We start from the raw sequence: 14,436 nt of genomic DNA on the forward strand, positions 1-14,436 counted from the left end.
CTGATTGGTCACGAATCCTCGCACAGAGTTTTGGGGGAGTGAAGGAGGCGCACTTAATCGCTGGCGTGATTGGTCAGCCGCCGTTGCAGCATGCGTTGCATGGGGAGGGGATCTTTCTGGGCGACTGCTTTGTTGGCGGGGGAGTGCCAGGACAGCAGGCGGGAAATCCAGAAGCGCAGGGCGGCGTAAATGAGCATCCGTGGCCACAGTTGCTGCTCGGCGGAGGTAAAGGGCCGGTGCTGCTGGTAGGTGTCCAGCACGGCCTGGTAGCGCCGGGGTTCCAGGTTGCCGTCGGGGTCGCTGCACCAGTCGTTCACCAGCACCGCCAGGTCATAGATGAAGCTGTCGTCACAGGCGTTGTAGAAATCAATGATGCCGGTGAGCCGGTCCCCGTCAAACAGGGCGTTATCGTGGAACAGGTCATGGTGGTTGATGCCGGTGGGCAGTGCGTCGATTTGAGGTTGGTGCAGGCGCCAATCCGCCACCTGTTGCAGCAGCAGGGATTTCTGTTCGGGGGAGAGAAACGGCTGCAGGGTCTGTACCGCAGCATCGCGCCAGGCAGCGCCGCGGTCGTTTACCCGGTGCTGGTGGAAGCCCGGAGAGGACAGGTGCATGCGCGCCATGGCTGCGGCGATGGCCCGGCATTGGGCCAGGTTGGGCGTGGTGGGGTGGCGGCCGCTGAAGCAGGGTACCAGGATGGCGGGCTTGCCTGCCAGCTGCAGAACGGCCTCTCCCTGATCATTGCGGTAGGGCGCCGGCACCGGCAGGCCGGCCTCGGACAAAAAACGGGTGAGGGCGACAAAATAGGGCAGCTCGCTGCGGGGCATCTGCTCAAACAGGGTCAGCACCAGGCGGCACTTGGCACCGGCCTGATCTTCGGCGCTGACAAAATAATTGGTGTTCTCGATGCCGGCATGGGTGGCCTCCAGGCTATGCAGCCGCACAAAGCCGAAGGCCGCAATAAACTTGGCCGTCTGGTCCTGACTCAGGGGTGTGTAGACGGCCATGGGCTCACCAGGACATCAGCACCCACTCCGGCACCAGAATGCGGTCCGCCGCATCGCGGATGAAGGTGCCGTCGCCGTTGGTGTCCACCAGATGGTAGGGAGGGGCATTTTTGGGCACGACCTTTATGCCATACACTTTGCCGTTGATCTGGTAGATGTTCAGGGTCTTGTCACCGTCTTCCACAATGGTGATCTGGGGCTCGGGGGCAATGGCCTCTTCCCCTTCTCTGGGCTCCACCCGGGCTTGCAGGGGCATGGACGACAGCATCAGGCAGAAGACAAGCAGCTTTCTCATAGGGTTCCGGTATCCACAGGCGGTTTAATCAGCGGGTTCAAAAAGGGTTATTTCACAGTAGTTTATAGTGCAATTGCTCACCATACAAAGACCCACTGAAACCAAACCAATCTTTTATTATGCAGAAATCATGTGAAAAACTTGCTACGCTAGAAAGACTGTCTGGTAAACAGTCAGGAATGGAGTGTTTCCTTTAAGCGGCGTACGGGCCTGGTCAAAACCCTGACTGTGACCGCCGCGTCTGGATTTAATGCTGCTGAATCAAAGGCTTATAATGCAAATAATGAGCGTTTGGTTTAAGTGGTATCGTGAAGTATGACTTTATGGTTAAATTATCGCCCTCATTTTCAGCATGACAGAGGGCGGTCATTCGCCTTTAACAAAGGTCAGCCGTATGACGAATAAACCGCGCTATGCCGAAGCCAGTATGGAAGCCATGTATCGTATTTTTACGGTACCGGAGGCTCCAGGGTCTACGTTGGGTAACATCGATCAGAAGCTCTCCCAGGACCTGGCCGGGTTCCTCCAGGAGCATATTGTTGCGGTTGAAAAGGACCCGGAAGAGTTACAAAAGGATTTTTCCGACTCGGTCATTCCTGAAAAGCCCATCTTTGTTTCCGATCAGGCAGATTTCCTGATGGATAAACTGGTGGCCCAGTCGGTCCACACGGCGTCCCCCAGTTTTATTGGTCACATGACCTCCGCGCTGCCCTACTTCATGTTGCCCCTGTCCCGCATCATGATGGCCCTCAATCAGAACCTGGTGAAAATCGAGACCTCCAAGGCGTTTACCCCCATGGAGCGCCAGGTGCTGGGGATGATTCATCGCCTGATCTACCAGCGCGACAACGCTTTCTATAAAAAATGGATGCATGAGCCCGGTCATTCCCTGGGTTCGTTCTGCTCCGGCGGTACCATTGCCAACATCACAGCCCTGTGGGTGGCCCGTAACTGCCGCTTTGACCGCGACCCGAAAAACGGTTTCGCCGGGATTCAGCGGGTGGGTCTGTTCGGGGCGCTGCAGCATCATGGTTATCGTGGCGCGGCGGTGCTGGTGTCCGAGCGGGGGCATTATTCCCTGGGCAAGGCGGCGGATGTGCTGGGCATTGGTCGCGATTTTCTGGTGTGCGTCAAAGCCGACGCCCGCAACAAAATCGATCTGCAGCAACTGCGGGACAAGGTCGCCGAACTGAAAGCCAACAAGATTGCCATCATTGCCATGGTGGGGGTGGCCGGCACCTCGGAAACCGGCAGTGTGGACCCGCTGGACGAGATGGCGGACCTGGCCCAGGAAATCGGTTGTCATTTCCATGTGGATGCGGCCTGGGGTGGACCCACCCTGTTCTCGAAAAAATACGCGCACATTCTGAAAGGCATCGAGCGGGCGGATTCCGTCACCATCGACGCCCACAAGCAGATGTATGTGCCCATGGGCGCCGGGATGGTGATATTCAAGAGCCCGTCCCTGGTGTCCTCCATCGAGCATCACGCGGATTACATTATTCGTAAGGGTTCCCGGGATTTGGGGGCTTATACCCTGGAAGGATCGCGCCCGGGTATTGCCATGCTGCTGCATTCCGGTTTGAAAATTATCGGCCGCAGTGGTTATGAAATCCTGATTGAGCAGGGTATCGAAAAAGCCCGCACCTTTGCCAGGATGATTCAGGCCGAGGCGGATTTCGAACTGGTGTCCGAACCGGAACTGAACATTCTTACCTATCGTTATGTGCCGGCGTTTGTGAAAGCGAAACTGGCCGCCGCCAGCGCCGAGGAAGTGGACCGGATTCACGATGTGCTCAACCGGCTCACCAAGCGCATTCAGAAAAACCAGCGGGCCCGGGGCAAGTCATTTGTGTCCCGTACCACGTTGACCCCGGAAGCCTGGGATCGACGCCGAACCATCGTGTTCCGGGTGGTGTTGGCCAATCCGCTCACCAGTCATGAGATCCTGCAGGATGTGTTGGCGGAGCAGCGTTACATTGCCAGCACCGACACCTGCAGCGAGTGTATGGCAGAACTGCACGCGCTCTGTGATGACCGTCCGTTGCACGCCCATGCGGTGTGAACCCGACGGTCCACACCACACTTTTGCCTTAGAACATTACCCGGTTCAGCACTGATCAGAAACTGTATTTTGCGGAAAACTGCAGGCGGTTCAGAGAGCCGTCGGTGCCGTCTTCCAGTTCCTTGTTGGCAATGATGATCTCGCCACCGATATCCAAAGGCGCCGACGGCTTGTAGATCAGGTTGGCGTGGAAGCTCTCGTAAGCCTTGGGCGCGTTGCCGGCGGAGTCCGGATTGTCGGCCTGGGATGCCGCCAGTGAGAAACTGGAACGCCACTGCTGATTCCACAGATGTCGATAGGCGGCGAATACACCCACTTCATCAATCAGTTCGATGCTGCCATCGGCCTCGATGGCGCCGGCGCGGAAACTGTTCAGGCCCATGTAGCGGCCCAGGGCATTACCGGCGTTCAGCATCACCCGCAGATCATCCCCGCCGTTGCCGATGTTGATTTTACCCGCCAGGCTGACCGCATAACCGAATTCACTTTCAAGGTCGGTGCCGGTGTCATAGGCCAGCTCACGCCCCATCACCGCCACACTGTAATTGGCCCCGTCACCCCCGAAGTTGTAGCGGGCGATCAGGTCCGGGTATTGATTGGAATCCGAAGAGGAAGCCGCATCATTGTAGAGTGTGCTGGAAGGGTTTTCCGCAGCGAACATCCAGCCACCGGAGGTGTAGCGTATCTGCGGTTGGCGAATAAAGATGGTGCTCACCGGGCCGACAAAATCCAGCAGGTCCGGCAGTGCGCTGACATTGAAAAAGGTGGACCAGGTCTGCCCGAACAGCCATTCATCCCAGGTGAAAAAGGCATGCCGGATGCGCGGTGAATAGGAATTGCTGATGCGCTCATCCCCCTGCATGCTGCCCTGAAAATCCACTTCAATCATGCCTTTGATCAGGCCGGCGTCAGTCTGGGTCTGGCCTTTGATCCAGAAACGGGATTCCTTGGCGGAGAAGTGGGTTTTCGGATCACCGGATTCACCGCCGGTGGGAATGGTGGACGGCACCAGGAAGTCCTCACCGATGCTGGCGGTGGCGGCGCGACCATCGCTGTAATCGCTCACCATGGCGTCCAGTTTTATGTATCCGCCCACGGTGACGCTGCTGCTGTTGGTGCCAGGCGCTGCAGATTGGGTTTGGGTTTTCAGGGCTTGGATTTCCTGCTCCAGTTTTTCAATTCGCTGATTCACGTCGTCCGCCAGGGCCGGCGCAGAAATGAGTCCGGCGGAAACCAGTGCAGCAGTCAGAGGTAGTCGTTTCATTGTCTCACCTGTTGTTTTTTTCCGTTTGTTATGTGTGCTCCTCAGACTCAAGGCTGTAATAAATCGGTCACAGGGAGTATTAGCCAAAGGTCGAAGTCTCGACCAAAGTCTAATTTGCACTGCAGTGTCCCGGTCGCAGACTGGCTTCCACCCAAGAGTGTGCTGCAGTGAGGATGTGCCATGAATACGGCAGAACAGGCGAAGGAAACCCGGTATCAGCAATATCGGGTTGAGTACCCGCGCAGTGTGCGGGACCCGGATGGGTTTTGGGGCGAGGTTGGCCGCTGCATTGACTGGATCCAGCCGTTCAGCCGTGTGCAGGACGTGTCGTTCGATCCCGGCGATGTGCACATTCGCTGGTATGAAGACGGTACGCTGAACGCCAGCGCCAATTGCATCGACCGCCATCTGGCCAGGCAGGCAACGCAGCCTGCCATTCTTTGGGAGCCGGACGCGCCGGGCGAGGCCCGCATCATCACTTACCAGCAATTGCATGACGAAGTCTGCCGACTGGCCAATGCCCTGCGTTCCCTGGGGATCGGTAAAGGGGATCGGGTCATGATCTATCTGCCGATGATTCCGGAAGCGGTATTTGCCATGCTGGCCTGCGCCCGGATCGGTGCTATTCACTCGGTGGTGTTCGGTGGCTTTTCACCGGAGGCCCTGGCCGGTCGCATCGAGGATTGCGGCGCCCGCCTGGTGATCACCGCCGATGAAGGACTGCGGGGCGGGCGTGCGATTCCCCTCAAGCACAACGTGGATGCAGCCCTGGCTCACCCCGACATCCAGTCGGTGACTCACGTGTTGGTGGTGCGTCATACCCAGGCTGAGGTGCAGTGGCACGACGGCCGGGATGTGGATTATGAAACCGTCACCCGGGCGGCCGCACCCCGTTGTCCGCTGCAGGAGATGGCAGCGGAAGATCCCCTGTTCATCCTCTACACCTCCGGTTCCACCGGCAAACCCAAAGGGGTGCTGCATTCCACCGGCGGCTATCTGGTGTATGCCGCGTTCACCCATCAACAGGTTTTCGACTATCAACCGGGGGAGGTGTACTGGTGTACGGCGGACATCGGCTGGATCACCGGCCACACCTATCTGGTGTACGGCCCGTTGGCCAACGGGGCCACGGTGGTGATGGGGGAGGGGCTGCCCAACTATCCTGATGAAACCCGCCTGGGGCACATCATCGACCGGCACAATGTGTCCATCCTCTACACCGCACCCACCGCCATTCGTGCGTTCATGGCCAAAGGTGAGGCCCCCTTCCAGCACTCCAGCCGTCGCAGTCTGCGTATCCTGGCCACCGCAGGGGAGCCCATCAACCCCGCCGCCTGGCAATGGTACCGGGAGGTGATTGGCGCGGGTCAGGCTCAGGTAATCGACACCTGGTGGCAAACGGAAACCGGTGGCGTGATGATCTGTCCCCTGCCGGGCAGTCCGGCCCACAAGCCCGGTGCCGCCACCCAACCGTTTTACGGCATCGCCCCCCAGTTGGTGGATAACGATGGCCGGGTGGTGGACGGTGCCGGCGCGGGTAACCTGGTGATCACCGGCAGCTGGCCGGGACAGATGCGAACCCTGTGGGGTGACCACGAACGCTTTGTGCAGACCTACTTCACGGCCTTCCCCGGCAAATACTGCAGTGGAGACGGTGCCCGCCGGGATGAGGATGGCGATTATTGGATTACCGGGCGGGTGGATGACGTGATCAATGTGTCGGGCCATCGCTTGGGAACAGCGGAGATTGAAAGTGCGCTGGTGGCCCATGCCAAGGTGGCGGAGGCCGCGGTGGTGGGCTGCCCCCATGCCATCAAAGGCCAGGGCATTTATGTGTATGTCACCGTCAATGAAGGCATTGAGCCTGCGCCGGAGCTGTTGCAGGAGCTGCGGTTATGGGTGCGGCAGGAGATCGGGCCGGTGGCCTCCCCGGACTGGATTCAGTTTGCCCCCGGCCTGCCCAAGACCCGCTCCGGAAAAATCATGCGTCGCATTCTGCGCAAGATTGCGGCTAACGAGTTTGATCAGTTGGGCGATGTGTCGACTCTGGCCGATCCCACTGTGGTCCCACAGTTGGTGGATGGGCGCGTCAATCGTTAATGGTCCGGTCGCCGGCCCACCCCCAATGGCTTTCCATCGCCAGGGTCGGCGGCCTTTTTTTTCAGGATCTGCCTGATTTGACGTTGCTTTGATCAACACCCACAATTAGCACAACACACGGCAACGGTACCCATAACAACAATGACGTTACTCGGAAACGTGCTGGTGGCGGACGATCACCCCCTGTTTCGCATGGCACTGAAGCAGGCAGTGACCCAGGCTTTTCCCAACGCCAACGTGGTGGAAGCGGAAAACATTGACCAGCTGGAACGCCTGACCGACGCTGGGGAGCAGTTCTCCCTGCTGCTGTTGGATCTCAACATGCCTGGAGCGCACGGTTTTTCCGGCCTGATCTACATGCGTGATCGTTACCAGGCGATTCCCCTGGTGGTGGTGTCCGCCTCAGAAGAAGCCGCCGTGATTCATAAAGCGGTGGAATATGGAGCCAACGGTTTCATTCCCAAATCCGCGTCCATGGAGGTGATGGTGCAGGCCATCGAAAAAGTGTGCGCCGGGGAACGCTGGCTGCCCCCCAACATCCTGCCCCAGCACAATCCGTTGTTGCGGGATGAGGATCACGATCTTGCCAAGTGCATTGCCTCCCTCACACCACAACAGTTTCGCGTGTTGGGCATGCTGGCGGAGGGCCAGCTGAATAAACAGATTGCCTACGAGTTGAATGTTTCGGAAGCCACCATCAAAGCCCACATGACTGCCATTTTCCGCAAGCTAGGGGTGCGCAACCGCACCCAGGCGGTGATTCGCCTGCAGAACCTGGACGTGGAATCCTTTTCTGCCAATTGATAGCGTGGTGTTTCAGCGCTATTGCAGGAAGAGTTGATAGAACGCGATGGGAAAGATACCGCTGATGCCCACGAAGATAGAAAACCAGATGTGTCCGTAGCGGGAGCGGATGAACCACTCCAGGTTCAGGGCCAGGGCGAAGTACATCACCAGAATCAAGAAATACAGCCGTTTGTTGATCAACCCCACACCGAACAGCACCGCAATGGAAACCAGGGTGTAGAGTGCCGAGGTCACCCACTTGTCCCGCTCCCAGGCGTCCACGTGCCGTGCCGCCCACCAGGACGACAGGCCCACGCAGACAATTGTGAAGAGAGAGGCAATATCCATAGAGCGTAGAGTAATGGATATCGTCCGCAGAGGCTCGCTTTATTGCTGTAAGGGCGTGCTACTGATGCAGGGCAGCCCACTGTTGCAGCAGCGGTTCCACCTCCGTCACAATGCGGAACCCCTCGGCCTGGGAACCGAGCAAGCCCTGGCGGGCCAGGATGCCAAAATAGCCGTGTTCCCGATCCAGAAACGGATAGGCGCCATAGGCACCGGGGCTGGAAAACCGGTTGGGTTCAGCACAGGTAAATGGCACCGTAGCGCATTCAATCCAATTGCCGAATCCGTAGTGCCAGTCCAGGCCGCGGTCTTCACCGGCGGGGGTTTTCACAATCGTGGCGTTGGCGATCTGGTCCGTGCTCATGGCCTGGATCAGTTCCGGTGTCAGCACCCTGTATCGATACAGCGCCGCCAAAAAGTCGGTGTACTCAATGGCGCGCCAGTGCATGCCGCCGGCCAGCCGTGGGTTCTCCAGGGACGGCAGATCAAAGGCCGCGGCCGGAAACAGCCCGGTGCGGGCCTGGAAGCGGGCAAACACATCGGACCACGCCGTGCCGCCACTGGGGTCCAGGGCGCGCATGGCCATCAATCCCGCCACCTGCAGGTGTGCGCTGTTATAGTTGAATTCAGCGCCGGGCGGGGGAATGTCGCTGTTCTGCTCCAGAATCCTGGCCACGCACTCACTGAAATCAAACCGGCGCGCATTGATGCAGAGGGGTTCGTTGCTGAGCCCGGAACTGAAACTCAACAGGTGGCGCAGGCGGATTTCGCCCAGGCGGCCGGTCTCGGGCCAGAAATCGATGTGGTCCTGCGGGTGATCCTCCAGGGTCAATAGCCCCTGTGCAACCAGATCCAGTATCACCGTGGCGCTCACCCATTTGCTGGTGGAGGCGGATTCGTAGTCTGTGTATTCCGTGGAAGCCCCGGTGCTGTGTATGAAACGGTGGCCGTTGTTGGCTTCCAGTACCAGGGTGAAATCCCGGTCGCTGTCCAGGGCGTCCAGGGCCAGCCGGATCTCATCCTCCAGGGTCGCCGGCGGCGGGTTGTCATCGCTCCCGCATGCGCACAACAGTGTGCTGACGACCAACGCTGCCAGTAGCCGCAGCACGCCGGCAAAGCTTTGTAATGGTTTGATTTGCATAGTTATCCCTTCCTGTATCGAACGCGTCTCAAGGCATTATTTGTTAATCCCTCCCTGTGGTAAACGTTACAACCAACGCACGGTTTACCGGATCACCGGATTTTTTATCGCAGGTGGTTGACCTGTGTCTAGGACACAGGTGTAGGCTGACATCAAGATCAACCTGACCAGACCCAGAGGTGGAACATGCGTGTGGCGGAACTCTCGGAGCGCTTGGCAATCACACCGGATACAGTGCGTTTTTACACCCGCATCGGATTTTTGCGGCCCCGTAAAAATCCCGACAATGGATACAAAGAGTACGGGGCGGAGGATCTTCAGCGCCTCAAGTTTATTCTGAGTGCACGGGGGCTGGGGTTTTCGGTGGACGATGTGGGGCAGATACTGAGGGAGGCGGATCAGGGCAAAAGCCCCTGCCATGCAACCCGCACGCTGATGGCAACGCGGCTGCGGGAAAGCGAACAGCGCTTCCGGGAAATGCTGGCGCTACGGAACAAAATGCAGGCAGCTTTGACATCCTGGGAGACGGTTCCGGATTGCCCACCCAGCGGGCACACCATCTGTCACTTGATCGAAGCGTTCAGTGAACAGGAATGGTCAGCGGAGCCGGGTCTGGATTCAAGCACTGAGATGGATGCGATGAAGGACGAGACCGAAGCAATGAACAAGGTAACGAGCAAGAGGTGAACACCATGAATTCAGTAACGCATTGTGCGCATGAAGATGCGCCCAAGCGCACAACGGCAGCGTCGGCATCTCAACAGGAGCTGTTAATTGAAGGTGCCGGTTGTGCCAGCTGCGTGGCGAAAATTGAAAGTGCCCTGAAGGCCGTGCCGGGTGTCACAGACGCGGAGATGAACTTTGCCCAGCGTTCGGTGCAGGTATTCGGCGCGGCACCGGTGGCGCAATTGATCCAGGCGGTGGAGCAGGCCGGTTATCAGGCCACCCCGTCTGCCGCCGAGTCGGAGCAGGATGCTCTGGCGGAAAAAGAACAGGCAGACCAGGCCTATTACCGGCGCCTGCTGCGCCACATGACCATCGCCCTGGGGTTGGGGGTACCGCTCATGCTGTATGGCTTGATCACCGGGGAAATGTCGGTGAACAGTGGGCCCCAGCGTCTGGGCTGGCTGCTGGTGGGGGTGCTCACACTGGCGGTGATGTGCGTTTCCGGCCGCCATTTTTACACCGGTGCCTGGCAATCCCTGCGCAATCATTCCGCCAACATGGATACTCTGATTGCATTGGGTACCGGCACCGCCTGGTTGTATTCCATGGTGGTGGTGTTGGTACCCCACCTGGTGCCCGAGATGGCGCGCCACGTGTATTTTGAAGCCACCGCCATGATCATCGGCCTGATCAACCTGGGGCTGGGGCTGGAATTGCGGGCCCGGGGCCGTACCTCAGAGGCCATCAAACGGCTCATCGGCCTGCAGGCGAAAACGGCGCGGGTGCTGCGGGATGGAGTGGAGCAGGATATTCCCATCGCAGCCGTGCTGCTGGGGGATCGCGTGCGGGTGCGCCCCGGCGAGAAAATTCCGGTGGATGGGGCCGTGGAAGAGGGGCACACCGCCGTGGATGAGTCCATGCTCACCGGTGAGCCCATGCCGGTGGAGAAATCCATTGGCGATGACGTGGTGGCCGGCACCCTCAACAAAAGTGGCAGCATTCTGTTTCGGGCCACCCGTGTGGGTAAAGACACCGCCCTGGCGCGCATCATTGGTATGGTCAAGCAGGCGCAGAATTCGAAACCCCCTATTGGCCGGCTGGTGGATGTGATCGCTGCTTATTTTGTGCCGGTCATCATGATCATTGCGGTTCTCAGTGCGCTGGCCTGGCTCAATTTCGGCCCGCAGCCGGCGTTGGCTTTCGCCATGGTGTCTGCCACTACGGTGTTGATCATCGCCTGCCCCTGTGCGCTGGGATTGGCCACCCCCATGTCGGTGATGGTGGGGGTGGGCAAGGCGGCGGAAGCCGGTGTGCTGATCCGCAACGGCGAAGCCTTGCAGACTGCCTCCAAAATCACCGCCATGATTCTGGACAAAACCGGCACCATCACGGAAGGGGCTCCCAAAGTCACCGACATCCTGGTGACCGGTGACTACAGCGAGCGGCAAATACTGCAATGGGCGGCCAGCCTGGAAGCCGGTTCGGAACACCCGCTGGCCCTGGCCATTGTGGACTCCGCCCGCGCGCAGGGTGTGGACACACTGCGCGCGGAAGGCTTCAATGCCATCGCAGGTCAGGGCGTGGAGGCACAGGTGGAAGGCAAGCCATTGTTATTCGGCAATGAAAAGCTGATGCAGCAGCGGGCGGTTGCAATCGGCCCGTCACTGGCACAGGCGCAACAATGGGCCGCAGCGGCCAAGACCCCCATGTACTTTGCCGTGGATGGCAAGCTGGCGGCGATCATCGCCGTGGCGGACCCCATCAAGGCAGATTCCATTGCCGCCATTGAGCGTTTGCAGAATGACGGCATTCGGGTGGTGATGCTCACCGGCGACAATCGGGATACCGCGCAAGCGGTGGCGGAAAAAGCAGGCATCAAGGAGTTTTTTGCAGAGGTGCTGCCAGAGGATAAAGCCAACAAAGTGCGGGAACTGCAGCAGCAGGGTGAAGTGGTGGGCATGACCGGCGACGGTATCAACGATGCCCCGGCCCTGGCCCTGGCGGATGTGGGCTTTGCCATCGGCACCGGCACGGACGTGGCCATAGAAAGTGCGGATATCACCTTGATGCGGGGATCGTTGCACGGCCTGGCGGATGCCATCGCCGTGAGTCGGGCAACCCTGCGCAATATCAAACAGAATCTGTTGGGTGCCTTTATCTACAACGTTGCCGGAGTGCCGGTGGCAGCCGGCGTTTTGTACCCGGTGTTGGGCGTGCTGTTGAGCCCGGTGATTGCCGGTGCCGCCATGGCGTTGTCCTCGGTGACGGTGGTGACCAACGCCAATCGCTTGCGCCTGTTCAAAGCGCAGCAAGAATAAAGAGGTGATCGTATGTGGCTTATCAACTTAGCGGGCCTGGCCCTGATCGTCTTCATCGTGTGGTGGTTCTGGTTATATTGAAAACAGAAGGTGAAGCAACATGAATATTCTGATGACCGGCGGTACCGGGTTGATTGGCAGGGCGTTCATCGAACACCATGGCGATTACGCCTATACGGTGTTGACGCGCTCCCGCCAGCCGGCCCCAACCTCTGCCAACGTCTCCCTGATCCATTCCCTTGAGCATCTGCAGCATCTGGATGAATACGACGCGGTCATTAACCTGGCCGGAGAACCCATCCTGGGCAAGCGTTGGACAGCGCGACAGAAAGAGGTGATCCGCCAGAGCCGTTGGCACACCACGCAACGTCTGGTGGATCTGATTGCACAGAGCCAATCGCCCCCCAGGGTGTTCCTCAGTGGTTCGGCTATCGGTGTCTATGGTAATCGGGGTGACACCCTGTTGGATGAGTCCGCTGCGGTGGGGGGATCCGATTTTGCTTCCTCCTTGTGCGTGCGTTGGGAGGCGCTCGCCCGTGACGCGGAACCCTTTACCCGTGTGGTGTTGCTGCGAACCGGAATTGTATTGGACACCCGCGGCGGGGCGTTGCGTAAAATGCAGTTGCCGTTCAAGTTCGGTATGGGCGGGCGCATCGGTCATGGCCGGCAATACATGTCATGGATTCATTGGTTGGATCAGATCGAAGCCATGAATTTTTTGCTGACCCGGGAGGGATTGTCCGGGCCGGTGAACCTGGTGGCTCCCGGTGCCGTCACCAATGCCGACTACACCCTCGGCCTGGCCAAAGCATTGCATCGACCCGCAGTGTTGCCCATGCCGGAGCCACTGGTGAAAACCCTGTTCGGGGAAGCCGGCAGTCTGCTGCTGGATAGCCAGAGGGTGGTGCCGAAAAAACTGTTGGAGAGTGGCTTTCAGTTTGCGTTTGACCGTTTGCCAGCGGCACTGGAGGATCTGCTATAGCATCAAAAATTCTCTATATTGAACGCCTGCTTGTACTTGTCTGCACAAATTCCAGATAAGTTTTGTACTGCCCGGCACAGGCGTTGTTCGGCAGTTTAATATTCTTTAGACTCTTCTGCCTTTGGCGTTTCGATGGGGGGAGGGCCTTTATGAAATTCTCAGTGGTGCTGTTGGGTGTGTTGCCTGGCATCCTGTCTGTTGTGTTGTCCGGATCTGCCCTGGCGCAAAACGACAACGTGACACGGGGTGAATATCTGGCACGTCTGGGCAACTGTGTGGCCTGTCATACAGTGGAAGGCGGTGCGCCCTTCGCTGGCGGCCTGAAGATGCATGTACCCGGACTTGGCAATATTTACAGCACCAACATCACGCCAGACCCGGACACCGGCATTGGTGGTTACAGCCTGCAGGATTTTGATAACGCCATGCGTCTGGGTGTGGCAAAGGATGGACACCATCTTTATCCGGCCATGCCCTATCCCTCCTACGCCAAAATTACCAGCGACGACATGCAGGCGCTGTACGATTACTTCATGCAGGCCGTTGCACCGGTGCGACAACCCAATCGCGCCAATGAGATTCCCGCTCCGCAAAATGCCCGTTGGCCACTGGCGGTGTGGAATGCGTTGCAGCTGGATGAGGATCGTTTTCAACCCGAACCCACCCGCAGTGAGTCGTGGAACCGCGGTGCGTATCTGGTGCAGGGGTTGGGGCATTGCGGTGCCTGTCATACACCGCGGGGCTGGATGATGCAGGAGCTGGGCACGGATGAGAGCAGCCCGGCGTTTTTGTCCGGTGCGCAACTGGATCACTGGTACGCGTCGTCGTTGAACGGCGATCCCAATTCCGGACTGGGCCGCTGGTCGCAGGCGGACATCGTTGCGTTTTTAAAAACCGGCAAGAACCGGTTTGGTAAAGCCTTCGGCACCATGGTGGAAGTGGTGAACAACAGCACCGCCCACATGACCGACGCAGACCTGAATGCAATGGCGGAATATTTGAAATCCCTGCCGGCGCTGAATGAAATGGGTGTAACGGAATATCAGTACGATCCTGCCAGCACCGAGACATTGCTGCGCTTTGATTTTTCCGCTGCCGGGGCGCAAGAGTATTACCAGAACTGTATGCATTGCCACGGCGCAGATGGGATTGGGCAGGCCGCTTATATCCCACCGCTGGCGGGCAACCCGGTACTGATGGACCCCGATCCGGCCTCGCTGATCAACATCACCTTAAACGGCTCGTTGCGGGTGGTGTTGCACGGTCAGCCTGAGCCCTATGACATGCCGGCCTATCGCCTGTTGCTGGATGATCAGCAGACTGCCGCGGTGGTAACCTACATTCGTACAGCCTGGGGTAATCTTGGCACGCCGGTGACCGCCGCAGCCGTGGCCACCATTCGCGCCGCCACGGATACCGCAGCGGACGATGTGGTGGTATTGCGGATGAAGTGAAACTCCGGTTAGC

Annotated in this window: 12 protein-coding genes; 7 read left to right on the forward strand and 5 right to left on the reverse strand. The window is 58.7% G+C overall.

Annotation, left to right across the window (positions count from 1 at the left end):
* Positions 1-53: 53 nt before the first annotated feature.
* Together D9N14_RS12395 and D9N14_RS12400 are read right to left on the reverse strand one after the other, a co-directional pair.
* Positions 54-1,007 carry a homoserine kinase gene (locus D9N14_RS12395; RefSeq protein ID WP_290580088.1) on the reverse strand — a complete coding sequence of 318 codons (954 nt, stop codon included), beginning with the start codon at positions 1,005-1,007 and terminating at the stop codon, positions 54-56.
* 4 nt (positions 1,008-1,011) lie between these two features.
* Positions 1,012-1,302 carry a DUF2782 domain-containing protein gene (locus tag D9N14_RS12400; RefSeq protein ID WP_290580090.1) on the reverse strand — a complete coding sequence of 97 codons (291 nt, stop codon included), beginning with the start codon at positions 1,300-1,302 and terminating at the stop codon, positions 1,012-1,014.
* Positions 1,303-1,696: 394 nt separating this feature from the next.
* Between D9N14_RS12400 and panP the strand changes: the two genes are divergently transcribed.
* Entirely contained in the window at positions 1,697-3,367 is a 1,671-nt protein-coding gene (gene panP, locus D9N14_RS12405; protein WP_290580092.1) for a pyridoxal-dependent aspartate 1-decarboxylase PanP, read from the forward strand.
* A gap of 55 nt (positions 3,368-3,422) precedes the next feature.
* Here the strand turns inward: panP and D9N14_RS12410 are convergent, their stop codons facing one another.
* Positions 3,423-4,631 carry a DcaP family trimeric outer membrane transporter gene (locus D9N14_RS12410; RefSeq protein ID WP_290580094.1) on the reverse strand — a complete coding sequence of 403 codons (1,209 nt, stop codon included), beginning with the start codon at positions 4,629-4,631 and terminating at the stop codon, positions 3,423-3,425.
* Between the two features lie 180 nt (positions 4,632-4,811).
* Between D9N14_RS12410 and acs the strand changes: the two genes are divergently transcribed.
* Positions 4,812-6,731 carry an acetate--CoA ligase gene (gene acs / locus D9N14_RS12415; protein WP_290580096.1) on the forward strand — a complete coding sequence of 640 codons (1,920 nt, stop codon included), beginning with the start codon at positions 4,812-4,814 and terminating at the stop codon, positions 6,729-6,731.
* 141 nt (positions 6,732-6,872) lie between these two features.
* Positions 6,873-7,535 carry a response regulator gene (locus D9N14_RS12420; protein WP_290580098.1) on the forward strand — a complete coding sequence of 221 codons (663 nt, stop codon included), beginning with the start codon at positions 6,873-6,875 and terminating at the stop codon, positions 7,533-7,535.
* A gap of 18 nt (positions 7,536-7,553) precedes the next feature.
* On the opposite strand, the gene D9N14_RS12425 is transcribed toward D9N14_RS12420, so the two are convergent.
* Together D9N14_RS12425 and D9N14_RS12430 are read right to left on the reverse strand one after the other, a co-directional pair.
* A complete protein-coding gene (locus D9N14_RS12425) occupies positions 7,554-7,865 on the reverse strand; it encodes a hypothetical protein (RefSeq protein ID WP_290580100.1) in 312 nt (103 codons plus the stop codon).
* 58 nt (positions 7,866-7,923) lie between these two features.
* Complete coding sequence (locus D9N14_RS12430) at positions 7,924-9,003, reverse strand: serine hydrolase domain-containing protein (RefSeq protein ID WP_290580102.1); 1,080 nt, start codon at positions 9,001-9,003, stop codon at positions 7,924-7,926.
* 186 nt (positions 9,004-9,189) lie between these two features.
* Between D9N14_RS12430 and D9N14_RS12435 the strand changes: the two genes are divergently transcribed.
* The 4 genes from D9N14_RS12435 (at position 9,190) to D9N14_RS12450 (ending at position 14,423) form a co-directional block, all read left to right on the forward strand.
* On the forward strand, positions 9,190-9,690 hold the full coding sequence (locus tag D9N14_RS12435) for a MerR family transcriptional regulator (protein WP_290580104.1): 501 nt from the start codon (positions 9,190-9,192) through the stop codon (positions 9,688-9,690).
* Between the two features lie 5 nt (positions 9,691-9,695).
* Positions 9,696-11,987: a heavy metal translocating P-type ATPase gene (locus D9N14_RS12440; RefSeq protein WP_290580106.1), complete on the forward strand. Its 2,292-nt coding sequence runs from the start codon at positions 9,696-9,698 to the stop codon at positions 11,985-11,987.
* A 100-nt stretch (positions 11,988-12,087) separates the two neighbouring features.
* A complete protein-coding gene (locus tag D9N14_RS12445) occupies positions 12,088-12,969 on the forward strand; it encodes a TIGR01777 family oxidoreductase (RefSeq protein ID WP_290580108.1) in 882 nt (293 codons plus the stop codon).
* A gap of 149 nt (positions 12,970-13,118) precedes the next feature.
* The gene (locus D9N14_RS12450; RefSeq protein ID WP_290580110.1) at positions 13,119-14,423 is read left to right on the forward strand and encodes a cytochrome c; all 1,305 of its coding nucleotides are present in this window, start codon (positions 13,119-13,121) and stop codon (positions 14,421-14,423) included.
* Positions 14,424-14,436 lie beyond the last annotated feature (13 nt).

It is taken from the genome of Ketobacter sp. (genome assembly GCF_003671495.1).
Lineage (GTDB): Bacteria > Pseudomonadota > Gammaproteobacteria > Pseudomonadales > Ketobacteraceae > Ketobacter.

Bases quoted from the DNA above. Each gene is read 5' to 3' on its own strand.
- D9N14_RS12395 (WP_290580088.1), bottom strand. From the start codon at position 1,007: ATGGCCGTCTACACACCCCTGAGTCAGGACCAGACGGCCAAGTTTATT.
- D9N14_RS12400 (WP_290580090.1), bottom strand. From the start codon at position 1,302: ATGAGAAAGCTGCTTGTCTTCTGCCTGATGCTGTCGTCCATGCCCCTG.
- panP (WP_290580092.1), top strand. From the start codon at position 1,697: ATGACGAATAAACCGCGCTATGCCGAAGCCAGTATGGAAGCCATGTAT.
- D9N14_RS12410 (WP_290580094.1), bottom strand. From the start codon at position 4,631: ATGAAACGACTACCTCTGACTGCTGCACTGGTTTCCGCCGGACTCATT.
- acs (WP_290580096.1), top strand. From the start codon at position 4,812: ATGAATACGGCAGAACAGGCGAAGGAAACCCGGTATCAGCAATATCGG.
- D9N14_RS12420 (WP_290580098.1), top strand. From the start codon at position 6,873: ATGACGTTACTCGGAAACGTGCTGGTGGCGGACGATCACCCCCTGTTT.
- D9N14_RS12425 (WP_290580100.1), bottom strand. From the start codon at position 7,865: ATGGATATTGCCTCTCTCTTCACAATTGTCTGCGTGGGCCTGTCGTCC.
- D9N14_RS12430 (WP_290580102.1), bottom strand. From the start codon at position 9,003: ATGCAAATCAAACCATTACAAAGCTTTGCCGGCGTGCTGCGGCTACTG.
- D9N14_RS12435 (WP_290580104.1), top strand. From the start codon at position 9,190: ATGCGTGTGGCGGAACTCTCGGAGCGCTTGGCAATCACACCGGATACA.
- D9N14_RS12440 (WP_290580106.1), top strand. From the start codon at position 9,696: ATGAATTCAGTAACGCATTGTGCGCATGAAGATGCGCCCAAGCGCACA.
- D9N14_RS12445 (WP_290580108.1), top strand. From the start codon at position 12,088: ATGAATATTCTGATGACCGGCGGTACCGGGTTGATTGGCAGGGCGTTC.
- D9N14_RS12450 (WP_290580110.1), top strand. From the start codon at position 13,119: ATGAAATTCTCAGTGGTGCTGTTGGGTGTGTTGCCTGGCATCCTGTCT.